Source organism: Labrys sp. KB_33_2 (assembly GCF_052114505.1).
GTDB lineage: Bacteria > Pseudomonadota > Alphaproteobacteria > Rhizobiales > Labraceae > Labrys.
Genome location: NZ_JBFREW010000014.1, coordinates 208,400 through 220,208 on the forward strand (window position 1 = coordinate 208,400; position 11,809 = coordinate 220,208).

Here is an 11,809-nt window from a genome sequence, read left to right on the forward strand (position 1 = left end):
TGATCACAATTAGCGCAGATGAAGGATGCGTCAAGACGCAACGCATTCACAACCCCGGTGTACCATGGGATTTCAAACGCACGGCGTGAACAAACTCGCCGGCGATGCTGCAGATTTGCCTTCGGCTTCGAAAAATTTGCCCTCCGCCCCGCAAGTCGACGTCATCGAGGTGCTGCTTCCCGACACCAACGGTATTCTCCGCGGCAAATGGCTGCCCGGCTCGGCAATCGACAAGGTCCTCAAGGACGGGGTTGCCATGCCGCAATCGATGTTCGGCCTCGACGTCTGGGGGCGCGAGGTCGAGGAAACCGGCATTCATATCGAGACCGGCGACAAGGATGGCCTGTGCCGCCCCGTCCCCGGCACGCTCAAGCCGGTGCCCTGGTCTTCCCAGCCCGCCATGCAGGCGCTGATCTCGATGTATCTGCCGGATGGCCGGCCCTGGATGCTCGATCCGCGCCATATCCTCAAGGCCCAGCTCGACAAGTTCACGGCCCTCGGCCTCAAGCCTGTGGTTGCCTTCGAGCTCGAGTTCTACCTGCTGCAGGGCGGCGGCGAACCGGGCGAGACGCCTAAGACCGTGTTCCACCGCGACACCGGGCCCGCCCGCCAGAACATGTATTCGATCTCCGATCTCGACACCTTCGCGCCGGTGATCCAAGAGATGCGCGAGGCCGCCAAGATCCAGGGGTTGCCGGCGGATTCGGTGATTTCCGAGGCCGCACCCGGCCAGTTCGAGATCAATCTCTACCATCGCGACGATGCCATGGCGGCGGCTGACGACGCCGTGCTGCTGCGCCGGATGATCCAGGGCGTGGCGCGCAAGCACGGCCTGCGCGCCAGCTTCATGCCCAAGCCCTATCTCGACACCGCCGGTTCGGGCATGCACATCCATGCCAGCCTCCTCGATGCCGAAGGCGCCAATGTCTTTGCCAAGCCGGACACGGGCGCGGAGACCCTGCGCCATGCCGTCGGCGGCATGCTGACCCATATGCCAGAGACGGCCCTGCTGTTCGTGTCGAGCTATAATGGCTTCCGCCGCCTGATGCCGGGCTCTTATGCGCCGGTCTCCCTGACCTGGGGCTATGACAACCGCTCGGTGGCGGTGCGCATTCCCAATGGCAGCCCGGCGGCCACCCGCATCGAGCACCGCATCGCCGGCGCCGACGCCAATCCCTATCTCGTGCTCGCGGCCATCCTGGCCGCGATGCATGAAGGCATGGAGAACAAGATGCCGGCGCCCGAGCCGATCATCGGCAATGCCTATGATCTCGGCGCTCCCAGGCTGTCGGGCTCGATGCAGGAAGCCGTGGCCCTGTTCCGGGGCTCGGACTTCGCCCGCCGGCATTTCGGCGAGCATTTCGCCGAAGTCTATGCGGTGATGAAGGAACTCGAATGCGCCGAGTTCGAGCGCCGGATCTCCAGCCTGGAATATGAGACCTATCTGTAGTCTCGCAACATCCGCTCCTGCCCGGTAACGGGCTTGCTACATAAAACATCACGAAAAGCCCTTCGGAAGGCTTGAGCAGGTTCAGCAGGAGTTCTAGCTTCCAGAGAACAGCGTCGCGTCCGGGAATGCGCGTCGCTCACCCAGAGGAGGTGTTCCCGATGTCAGCCTTCAAGAAACTGGCTCTCGCCGCCACGGCCGTGGCCTTGCTCGCGGGCCAGGCCATGGCCGAGGACAAGGTCGTCAACGTCTATAACTGGTCGGATTACATTGGCCCGACCGTACTGGAAGATTTCACCAAGGAAACCGGAATCAAGGTGGTCTACGACACCATGGATTCCAACGAGGTGCTGGAAACCAAATTGTTCGCGGGCAATTCCGGCTATGACGTCGTCTTCCCCTCTGCGACCTTTGCTTCACGCCAAATCAAGGCGGGCGTGTTTCAGAAAATAGACAAGTCCAAATTGTCCAACTACAAGGAATTGTGGCCCAAGATCATGGAGAATCTTGCGGTTTACGATCCTGGCAATGAGTACCTTGTCGACTACACCTGGTTCACCACCGGCATCTCTTATAATGTCGACAAGGCCAAGGCCGTCTATGGCGACCAGCCCATGAACAGCTGGGACGTGGTGTTCAAGCCTGAGAATCTCGCCAAGTTCAAGGATTGCGGCGTCTATTTCCTCGACAGCCCCGAGGATGTCCTGACGGCCGCCCTGAAATATCTCGGCAAGGAACCGGGCTCGACCGACAAGAAGGACATCGACGCCGCTGGCAAGCTGCTCGAGGCTGTCCGGCCTTATGTGAAGAAGTACCACTCTTCCGAATATATCAACGCGCTCGCCAATGGCGACATCTGCCTGGCCATCGGCTGGGCCGGCGACACCTATCAGGCCAAGGCGCGTGCCGAGGAAGCCAAGAACGGCGTGAAGGTCGACTATGTCGTGCCCAAGGAAGGCACGCTGATGTCGATGGACACCATGGCCATTCCCAAGGACGCCAAGCATGTCGACGCGGCTCATGCCTTCATCAACTACATGATCCGTCCTGACGTCGCGGCCAAGAATGCCGACGCCACCAAGTTCGCCTCGGGCGTGCTGGCGGCCAAGCCGCTGGTCGACAAGGCGATCACCGACAATCCGCAGATCTATCTCAGCGACGACATGCTGGCCAAGACCTACACCGTGCAGCCCTATCAGGCCAAGGTGCAGACGCTGGTTACCCGCACCTGGACGCGGGTCAAGACGGGCCAGTGAACTGGATCTAGGAGCGCGGACTTCCAGTCCGCCTCTTGCCTCACCGTCAAGCGCGGCGATTCCAAGAGCGGACAAGATGTCCGCGTTCCGAAAAATGCCCTCACTCCACGGCGCGGTTTCCGCGCCGTTTTCTTTTGTCCGATGAATTGATTTTGCCGGGCAATTGTCGTTCCATGCGACCAACCAAAACCAACGAGGAACCGATATGCTCCCCAAGGAATTCGTGGTCGCCGACCCGCGCTTCAAGGCGCTCATCTTCGGCAATTCCCAGCTCGACAAGCTCTATACGGGCACGCGCTGGGCGGAGGGGCCGGCCTATTTCCCGGCGGGCAAATATCTGATCTGGTCCGACATCCCCAACAACCGGCTGATGCGCTATGACGAGACCGACGGTTCGGTTTCGGTGTACGACCACGACAGCCGCAACCAGAACGGCCACACCGTCGACCGCGAGGGCCGGCTGATCGCCTGCGAGCATCGCGGGCGCTGCGTCAGCCGCATCGAGCATGACGGCAGCCGCACCATCCTGGCCGACAAATACGAGGGCAAGCGCCTGAACTCGCCCAATGACGCGGTGGTGAAGTCGGACGGCTCGATCTGGTTCACCGACCCGACCTACGGCATCGATTCCGAATATGAAGGTGATGCAGCGCCCTCCGAGATCGGCGCTTCCTATGTCTATCGCCTGCCCGCGCGCGGCGGAAAGCTGCAGGCGGTGGCCACCGATTTCGTCAAGCCGAACGGCCTTGCCTTCTCGCCCGACGAATCCAGGCTCTACATCGTCGACACCGGCGCCACCCATGTCGAAAACGGCCCGCGCCACATTCGCGTCTTCGACGTAAGCGAGGACGGCATCACGCTCTCGGGCGGCAAGGTCTTCGCCACCTCACCAGCCGGCCTGTTCGATGGCCTGCGTGTCGACATCCACGGCAATGTCTGGACATCTTCCGGCGAAGGCGTGATCTGCTATGCCCCCGACGGCACGCTGATCGGCAAGGTACTCATCCCCGAAGTCGTCGCCAATGTCGAATTCGGCGGCCCCAAGCGCAACCGCCTCTATATCTGCGGCACCACCTCGCTCTATGCGGTGTTCCTGAACACCCAGGGAGCCAAGCGGCCGAAGAAATAGCGCGTTCTGGCCTAATGTGGTTCGCCGGGGAGGAAAACACTCCGATTTGTCGTAGCCGGGCTTGACCCGGCTATCCAGAAGCCACAGGCGCAAATCCGGCTCGGGGCTGGATGCCGGGCCTTTACAGCAAGCCCGGCAATGACAACGCCTGCGCTCGCTTGCGTGAATCGCATTGTCCTCAAGGCTCCCTGATCACGACATCGAAGGCCGGCGCCCTCGCGGCGCCGGGCAGGCTGAAATGCCACCATTCCCGCGCATAATTGGCCAGGCCATGCGCGGCGAAGGCGGCGACGAGGGCCTTGCGATTGGCGGCGGCCTGCGCCGGCACAGCCTTGCTCGCGGTCCAGGACATCTCGTCGAACAGGTCGAAGCCGCCGCCGAAATCAAGTGGCAGAACCTGCCCGGCGGCATCGACTTGCTCCGCCCCAATGTCGACGGCAATGCCCCTCGAATGGGACGAGGCGCGTGCGACATAACCGAGCGCGAACAGTCTCGACTTGGGCGTACGGGGATAGAATTCGGCCTTGGTATGCTGGTCTGCGGCATCGCCGGCCCAGGTCAGAAAATCGGCGACGGCGCGCTTGGGCCGGTAGCAATCATAGACGACGAGCCGCCAATGGCGCTTTTCGAGGTCACGGGCCGTCGCGGCCAGCGCCTGCGCGACCTCTCGGCGCAGCCAGCAGACGGGGCTCTCATAGCCCGCCACCGGCCGGCCGACGAAATTATGGGAGCCGGCATAGCGCATGTCCTGGCGGATGCCGGGCGCGATGTCGGCCAGGCGGACGAAGCCGGGCGGCAGGTCAACGGCGAAGGCTGAAGTGGGCATGTTTGCGATGATGGCCACGCCAGCAAGAAGTAAGCCAAGCGTTGCTCCCCTCGGATCCCGGCAGGGAGAGCAGGGGTGGTGACGACCGCTCCTCCTCAATTCTGCGGTTCGCATGCGGCCTCCGGGGCGGACCAGAGCAGGAAGACCCGGTGTTCCGGGCCATCGACGGTCTGGAAGCTGGCATTGCCCTGCGCGTCGGGATGCTCCACCTGAATGCCCGCGGCAGGAACGTCGAGGCGGATGCCCTTGGTATTTTGCGTCGCCGTGAGTGTGCCGCCATCGCCGTCAAGGGTGCACGCGAAGACGGTTCCCTGCTGGCGGCAGCCGCCGCCGGCCCACCATTGACGCTTGTCGCCCCTAAACCACAGGCCGACACCGATGCCCGAGCCGTTGTCGGCGAGAAGACGCACCGTGATGCGGGTCACGCGCTGGTCGACATGCTTGACGAGATGGGCGGTGTCATAGTCGCGGGCATAGCACAGCGCCGCCCTTGCCGGCCCCGCCATCGCCACCAGCCCAGCTATCACGGCGAACACGCCGACGAACCGCCCTTTCGGGAACATTCCTTCACCCCTGCTGCGCTTTGTCCTGATTTCACTGGCATTGTGTGCCGGATGCAACTATCTCGACCCCATTATGGCATTGATCAAGATCTGCGGTCTCTCCACTCCCGAAACGCTGGAAGCGGCTCTGGCCGCCGGCGCCGACATGGTCGGCTTCGTGTTCTTCGAGAAATCGCCCCGCCATATCGGCTACGACCTTGCGGCGCAGCTCGGCGCACAGGTATCGGGCCGTGCCCGCAAGACTGCACTCTCCGTCGATGCCGACGACGCCAGGCTCGATGCCATCGTCGCCGCTCTCGCCCCCGACGGCCTGCAGCTCCATGGCAAGGAAAGCCCCGAACGCGTCGCCGCGGTCAAGGCGCGCTACGGCCTGCCGGTCCTGAAGGCGATCGGGGTTTCCAGCGCCGCCGATCTCGAACGGGCTGCCGCCTATCGCGGCGTGGCCGACTGGCTGCTGCTCGACGCCAAGCCCCCGAAGGATGCCGCCCATCCCGGCGGCAACGGCGTGACATTCGACTGGATGCTGCTCAAGCATCTCGACCGCACCCTGCCCTTCATGCTATCGGGCGGGCTCGATCCCGCCAATGTTGCCGAAGCCATCCGCATCAGCACCCCCGACGGGGTCGACGTCTCGTCGGGCGTCGAAGACCGGCCCGGCGTGAAGAATCCCGACAAGATCAGGGCTTTCGTGGAGACGGCAAGACAGGCTTATGCCGCCGCTTCCACCTCATCCCGCTGACAACAGGCCGCAACGATGACCGAGACACCCAAGCTCAATTCCTTCCGCAACGGACCCGATGAGCGCGGTCATTTCGGGCAGTTCGGCGGGCGCTTCGTCGCCGAGACGCTGATGCCGCTGATCCTGTCGCTGGAAGAGGCCTACAAGCAGGCCAAGGCGGATCCGGCCTTCCAGAAGGAAATGGACGGACACCTGGCCACCTATGTCGGCCGGCCCTCCCCGCTCTATTTCGCCGAGCGGCTGACCGAGCATTTCGGTGGCGCCAAGATCTATCTCAAGCGCGAGGAGCTGAACCATACCGGCTCCCACAAAGTCAACAACGTGCTCGGCCAGATCATGCTGGCGCGCCGCATGGGCAAGCCGCGCATCATCGCCGAGACCGGCGCCGGCCAGCACGGCGTCGCCACCGCCACGCTCTGCGCCCGCTTCGGCCTGAAATGCGTGGTCTATATGGGCGCCGTCGACGTCGCCCGCCAGGCACCCAACGTCTTCCGCATGAAGATGCTCGGCGCCGAGGTCATCCCCGTGCAGTCCGGCTCCAAGACCCTCAAGGACGCCATGAACGAGGCGCTGCGCGACTGGGTCACCAATGTGCACGACACCTTCTATTGCATCGGCACTGTGGCCGGTCCTCATCCCTATCCGGGCATGGTCCGCGACTTCCAATCGATCATCGGCCGTGAGACCCGCGAGCAGATGATGGAAGCCGAAGGGCGCCTGCCCGACAGCGTGATTGCCTGCATCGGCGGCGGCTCCAATGCCATGGGCCTGTTCCATCCTTTCCTCGACGATCCCTCCGTCGAGATCATCGGCGTGGAAGCGGCGGGGCACGGCCTCACCAGCCTGCATGCCGCCTCGATCGCCGGCGGCCGCCCCGGCGTGCTGCACGGCAACCGCACCTATCTGTTGATGGATGCCGACGGCCAGATCGAGGAAGCCCATTCTATTTCCGCCGGCCTGGACTATCCCGGCATCGGGCCGGAACATTCCTGGCTGCACGAGGTGGGCCGCGCCACCTATCTGTCGGCGACGGACCAGGAGGCGCTGGACGCCTTCCAGCTGCTGTCGCGCCTGGAGGGGATCATACCCGCGCTCGAATCGGCCCATGCCCTTGCCAGGGTGGCCGAACTCGCGCCCAAGCGGCCCAAGGATCACCTGATGGTGGTCAGCCTCTCCGGCCGCGGCGACAAGGACGTACCGCAGGTTGCCGAGATTTTGGGAACGTCACTGTGACCTCCCGCCATCCCATCCTGCCGCCCCTTGCTCCGAGCTTGTGACCCCATGACCAGCCGCCTCACCGCCCGCTTCGCCGCCCTGGCCGCCGAAAAGCGCGCCGCCCTGGTGACCTTCGTCACCGCCGGCGATCCCGATATCGAGACTTCAGCCAAGATCCTCGCCGGCCTGCCGGCCGCGGGCGCCGACGTCATCGAACTCGGCATGCCCTTCACCGATCCGATGGCCGACGGGCCGGCCATCCAGGCCGCGGGGTTGCGCGCCCTCAAGGCCGGCATGACGCTGACCAAGACGCTCGGCGTCATCCGCGAATTTCGCAAGACCGACGATGCCACGCCGATCATCCTGATGGGCTATTTCAACCCGATCTACATCTATGGCGTCGAACGCTTCCTCGTCGATGCCAAGGCCGCCGGGGTCGACGGCCTGATCGTGGTCGACCTGCCGCCGGAAGAGGATGACGAACTCTGCCTGCCGGCGCTGAAGGCCGGCATCGCCTTCATCCGCCTGGCGACGCCGACCACGGACGACAAGCGCCTGCCCAAGGTGCTGCAGAACACGTCCGGCTTTGTCTATTATGTCTCAATCACCGGCATTACCGGTTCGGCCACGCCCGATTTCGGCGTGGTCGCCGGCGCGGTCGGCCGCATCAAGCAGCATACCGACCTGCCTGTTTGCGTCGGCTTTGGCGTCAAGACCGCCGAGCATGCCCGGGCTATCGCCGAGGGCGCCGACGGCGTGGTGGTGGGCTCGGCCCTGGTGGAAGCGGTGCGCACCAGCCTCGACGCCGACAACAGCGCGACGGACAAGACCGTACCGGCCGTGCTCGCACTGGTCAGCGACATCGCCAAGGGCGCCCGCAGCGTCAGGAAGTAATACCCGGCCCGGTATTGCCTCAGAACAGCTCCGGCCGCTTCAGCCGGAGCGTCTGCACGAGGCTGTAGGTCTTGAGATCGGAAAGCTCGCCACGGTCGGCCATGCCAGCCAGGTCCTTGAGCCCGATCTCGACCACTTCGATCTCCTCGTTCTCCTCCGCCAGACCGCCGCCAGCGCCGACACGGCTCGCCGCCGAATATTCGGCCAGGAACATATGCATCTTCTCGGTCGAGATACCCGGCATCACGAAAGCCGCGCCGAGCGGGACCAGAGCCTTCAGTTCCAGCCCGGCCTCCTCCATCGCCTCGCGCCGGGCGCAATCGGCCGGATCGTCCTCGTCCAGGATGCCTGCCGGTGCCTCGAGTGAAGCCTCCACCCCATGTCCCTTGAGAATCGCCACGCGCAATTGGCGCACCAGCAGAGCCAGCCGGCGCTCGGGATCGAAGGGCAGAACCGTCACCGCATCGCCGTGATCCTCGACGCTGCGGTGAATCACTGCGCCGCCCTGCGTGCGGGCCTTGACCATCAGCAGCCGGTTCCAGCCGTCATAAAGCAGGGCCTCGTCGAGAATCACTGCAGGCAAGGCATTCACTCCATTCAAATCCAGAGGCGCCCTGCGGTACGGCACGATCACCAAAAATCGCAAGGCCTTGGAATCGCAAGCTTCGGAATCGCAGGACACGCAATCGCAAGGCATGTCGAGATGAAGCGCCCAGGCGAAGCCATGCTTCGCTAAAACGCGTTCTTCTCGCATCCACACAAGCCCAGCAAGGTGTCAAACGCAAGGCGGGACGCCAGTTTGAAGCCGGTTTCATCAAGCTGTCGCAAGAACTGCAAATGGGCGTTGACATCGGCCCTCCGCCCCCCTAGAAGACCCCCGCGCCCAGATGGCGGAATTGGTAGACGCGCACGGTTCAGGTCCGTGTACTGCAAGGTGTGGAGGTTCGAGTCCTCTTCTGGGCACCATTTCCCGACCAAGCCTTTGACGAGGCTTGGTATTCCGAAAAATCAATAGCTTACGCGCTGCGCTTGGTACAAAACGTTGGTACAAAGGCAGCTTCGGAATGGGCGTTCTCGTGCGAAATCTCTACGACGTTGATGGCCGCTGGAAATACCGAAAGGTTGTTCCGGTCGCGCTTCGCGGGCACATCGAGGGAAATCTGAGAGAATTCATCCGCTGGCTTGGCCCGACTCGCCAAACACAATCCGAATTGATGCGCCGCTACGCGGCAGCCTCCTCAGAATGCGAAGGCCTTCTCGCTGCCGCGAAAAAGCGGGCAGTCGGGGTCTTCGATGAACTGAGCGCCGAGACGATTGCCCACATCATCGCGACTGAGCGCAGCCGAGTTCTCGAAGCAGATGAAGAAGATCGTTTCGACGAGGATGCCGACCATCTCTTTGAAGACGTTCGCAGGCAGCTAGCGGACGTGCCTGGAGCGCGAGCCAATCCAGACCCCGACCGTCGCTGGAACAACCGCCAGGAAACCCTTGAGGGCGCCCTGGTGCGGCTCCAGCACGACTACGCGCGTGGGCAGGTTGACGAGCTTCATCACGCCGAGATGGAGGACTTGTGCCTCTCTCATGGCTTGAACGTCGACAAGGCCAGCCTCGGCTTCCGCCGCCTTGGCAAGGCTTACGTCACCATGATGATCGATTTGGTGACCGCTCGACTTAAGCGGCAGCGCGGCGAACTGGTCCCGACCCCTGCCCCTCCTCCGCCGTTGCCGGAGCCTTCAGCGGCAGACGCCGGGCTAACCATTCGCGAGATGTCGGAGAAGAAGCTCGTCAGCAAGCAGAAGGGCTACTCCACGAGGGAGGCCACTGAGACGGCTCTTCGGCTTTTCGAGGGTGTTTACGGCCAGCGACCGATGGCGAGCATCACCCGCCGTGAGGTAGCTGAGTGGGTGTTTCTTTTGCAACAGCGCCCCCGGCTGCCTGCCAAGGAGCACCGCAGCCTCAGCCTTAAGGAACTCGTAGCGGCCTATGAGGGCCGACCCGATGTTGCACGCCTTACGGGCAAATCGGTCAACGGACATATCAATCATCTGAATTCGGTCTGGAGTTGGGCGCGGAAGCGCGGCTTCATTGACCGCTCGCTGGACAACCCGTTTAGTGAGCAGCGCGTTGAAGAAACCATGCCCGCGCCGACTGAAGGCTTCACCGCTGCCCAGCTACAGGCGATTTTCAACCTCCCGGTCTTCACGGCAGGTGAGCGCCCGAAGGGTGGCCGGGGAGAAGCGGCATTCTGGCTTCCCCTTCTTCTCCTCACATACGGCACACGTCCCGAGGAAATGAGCCAGCTTCTCGTAAGCGACATCTTCCATGACGATGAAGAGAAGTGCTGGTGCCTCCGTATCACTGATGAGGGCGACCATCCGGCGAAGGGGAGCCGTCATCTCAAAGCCGAGGGTAACCTCCTGGTGCGCAGAACGTTGCCCATCGCCACGCGGCTGCTTGACCTCGGGTTCCTTGGCTACGTGGAAAGCCTGAGGCGGGCTGGCGAGATGGCGCTCTTCCCGAAGCTCACCACAAAAGGAAAGCGCAGCTACCTTCACGAAAACTTCGCGACGTGGTGGGGAGCCTATGCGCGTGAGCATGGCGCTATCCCGGCAAGCAACATTCGACCGCTCCGGGAGTTTCGCGGGACCTGGGGAACGGCTGCTGCCAAGGCCGACTTGTCCGAAGAAGTTCGCGAATGGATACAGGGCCACTACAGGGCGCGGGCCAAAACTTCAAACCGGCGCTACGGCATTCGAGATTTCGGAAAGCATATTGATGCGGTGCAGTTCAAGGGCCTCGACCTATCGCGCGTCGTGCGCCCCGATTACGCCAAGGGGAGTTAGCAAAGGGGCCACGGCCCCTCTGCCTGTGCAAAATGCACCTCCTAGGGAATGCACAGTTTGGCCCGTTCGCCACCGCTTCATCGGTTCAATCCGAGCAGGTGTATAGCCGCTACCAGCGCCCTCGAAGTGCCCGAAAGCCCATGTCACGGGCCTCCCTCTCCTCGTCGTGCCTGCGTCTGGCCTCGCGTGCTGCGATATCCGCAAGCTCCTTCGCGGCCCTTTCATCGGCAGCGACAAGGCCCCCGTCAGCGAAAAGCGCGAACACCTCCGCCATGGCAATGGCCAAACTATCGGCCCGCTTGGTTCCCGCCTTTCCGACCAGGAACGCCACCTGGGCCTGATTGAGATGATATTCAGTGACAGACGAGATGCGCCCCTTACCCGAGATGATTGGCGCGACAGCGTGGCGCACCAATCCCATGGCCTCCAAAGCGGGGAGGTGACGCTTTATCAGCTTGCGGAAATCCTTGGGCTGCGCATAGCCGAGTGCCTTGGCGAGCGCCATGTCGGCCACGGTCTTGTCGGGCGAGACCTGGAGAGCGGTAGCAGCGCTGGTTGCGGCGACGAATTCTTTCATTAGTAGTTCCTTTCGTTGAAGGCCTTGTCGAAGGCCATAGGTTTGTCCTTCACGGGGACCTTTGAGGCTCCCGCGTTGGGCCGGTAATCGATTGTTTCGGTTAGTGTCGGGGCCGGACTTCAGTGCCGGCTATCGTGCGCCGTCCCAATGTGGCCTGTGCAAAATGCACGGCCTAGGTGTTTGATCCCGTGTTTTGATGGTGCAATCTTTTCCACCGGATGGAAGGAGGCACTATGGGCCAGGTTCTTCATGGCAGCGCCACGACGACAGAGGCAATCCGTCGAGCGATACAACATAGTGAAGAGAGCCTGAGAGCTCTG

The 11,809-nt window shown here is 62.9% G+C and carries 11 protein-coding genes and 1 tRNA gene; 8 read left to right on the forward strand and 4 right to left on the reverse strand.

Going from position 1 to position 11,809, the window contains the following annotated elements:
• Positions 1-85 precede the first annotated feature (85 nt).
• The 3 genes from AB4037_RS24535 to AB4037_RS24545 all read left to right on the forward strand — a co-directional run bounded on the left by AB4037_RS24535 (position 86) and on the right by AB4037_RS24545 (position 3,832).
• Complete coding sequence (locus tag AB4037_RS24535; protein ID WP_441773272.1) at positions 86-1,450, forward strand: glutamine synthetase family protein; 1,365 nt, start codon at positions 86-88, stop codon at positions 1,448-1,450.
• Positions 1,451-1,608: 158 nt separating this feature from the next.
• Positions 1,609-2,703 (forward strand): polyamine ABC transporter substrate-binding protein, encoded by a 1,095-nt coding sequence (locus tag AB4037_RS24540; protein WP_434958300.1) that lies wholly within the window; start codon positions 1,609-1,611, stop codon positions 2,701-2,703.
• Positions 2,704-2,908: 205 nt separating this feature from the next.
• On the forward strand, positions 2,909-3,832 hold the full coding sequence (locus AB4037_RS24545; RefSeq protein WP_441773273.1) for an SMP-30/gluconolactonase/LRE family protein: 924 nt from the start codon (positions 2,909-2,911) through the stop codon (positions 3,830-3,832).
• Between the two features lie 178 nt (positions 3,833-4,010).
• Here AB4037_RS24545 and AB4037_RS24550 read toward each other — a convergent pair whose 3' ends face one another.
• Entirely contained in the window at positions 4,011-4,658 is a 648-nt protein-coding gene (locus AB4037_RS24550; RefSeq protein ID WP_441773274.1) for a M15 family metallopeptidase, read from the reverse strand.
• 95 nt (positions 4,659-4,753) lie between these two features.
• Positions 4,754-5,221: a hypothetical protein gene (locus AB4037_RS24555; RefSeq protein WP_441773275.1), complete on the reverse strand. Its 468-nt coding sequence runs from the start codon at positions 5,219-5,221 to the stop codon at positions 4,754-4,756.
• 73 nt (positions 5,222-5,294) lie between these two features.
• Between AB4037_RS24555 and AB4037_RS24560 the strand changes: the two genes are divergently transcribed.
• From AB4037_RS24560 to trpA, 3 genes are read left to right on the forward strand one after another with little or no spacing between them, the layout of a single operon-like run.
• Complete coding sequence (locus tag AB4037_RS24560) at positions 5,295-5,960, forward strand: phosphoribosylanthranilate isomerase (protein WP_434958304.1); 666 nt, start codon at positions 5,295-5,297, stop codon at positions 5,958-5,960.
• 15 nt (positions 5,961-5,975) lie between these two features.
• On the forward strand, positions 5,976-7,193 hold the full coding sequence (gene trpB / locus AB4037_RS24565; RefSeq protein ID WP_434958305.1) for a tryptophan synthase subunit beta: 1,218 nt from the start codon (positions 5,976-5,978) through the stop codon (positions 7,191-7,193).
• 48 nt (positions 7,194-7,241) lie between these two features.
• Positions 7,242-8,069: a tryptophan synthase subunit alpha gene (gene trpA, locus AB4037_RS24570; RefSeq protein WP_441773276.1), complete on the forward strand. Its 828-nt coding sequence runs from the start codon at positions 7,242-7,244 to the stop codon at positions 8,067-8,069.
• A 19-nt stretch (positions 8,070-8,088) separates the two neighbouring features.
• Here the strand turns inward: trpA and AB4037_RS24575 are convergent, their stop codons facing one another.
• Positions 8,089-8,652 carry an NUDIX domain-containing protein gene (locus AB4037_RS24575; RefSeq protein ID WP_441773277.1) on the reverse strand — a complete coding sequence of 188 codons (564 nt, stop codon included), beginning with the start codon at positions 8,650-8,652 and terminating at the stop codon, positions 8,089-8,091.
• Positions 8,653-8,950: 298 nt separating this feature from the next.
• Between AB4037_RS24575 and AB4037_RS24580 the strand changes: the two genes are divergently transcribed.
• Positions 8,951-9,035: transfer RNA gene (locus AB4037_RS24580), tRNA-Leu, on the forward strand.
• A gap of 98 nt (positions 9,036-9,133) precedes the next feature.
• A complete protein-coding gene (locus AB4037_RS24585) occupies positions 9,134-10,912 on the forward strand; it encodes a hypothetical protein (RefSeq protein ID WP_441773278.1) in 1,779 nt (592 codons plus the stop codon).
• Positions 10,913-11,021: 109 nt separating this feature from the next.
• Here AB4037_RS24585 and AB4037_RS24590 read toward each other — a convergent pair whose 3' ends face one another.
• On the reverse strand, positions 11,022-11,489 hold the full coding sequence (locus AB4037_RS24590) for a hypothetical protein (RefSeq protein WP_441773279.1): 468 nt from the start codon (positions 11,487-11,489) through the stop codon (positions 11,022-11,024).
• Positions 11,490-11,809 lie beyond the last annotated feature (320 nt).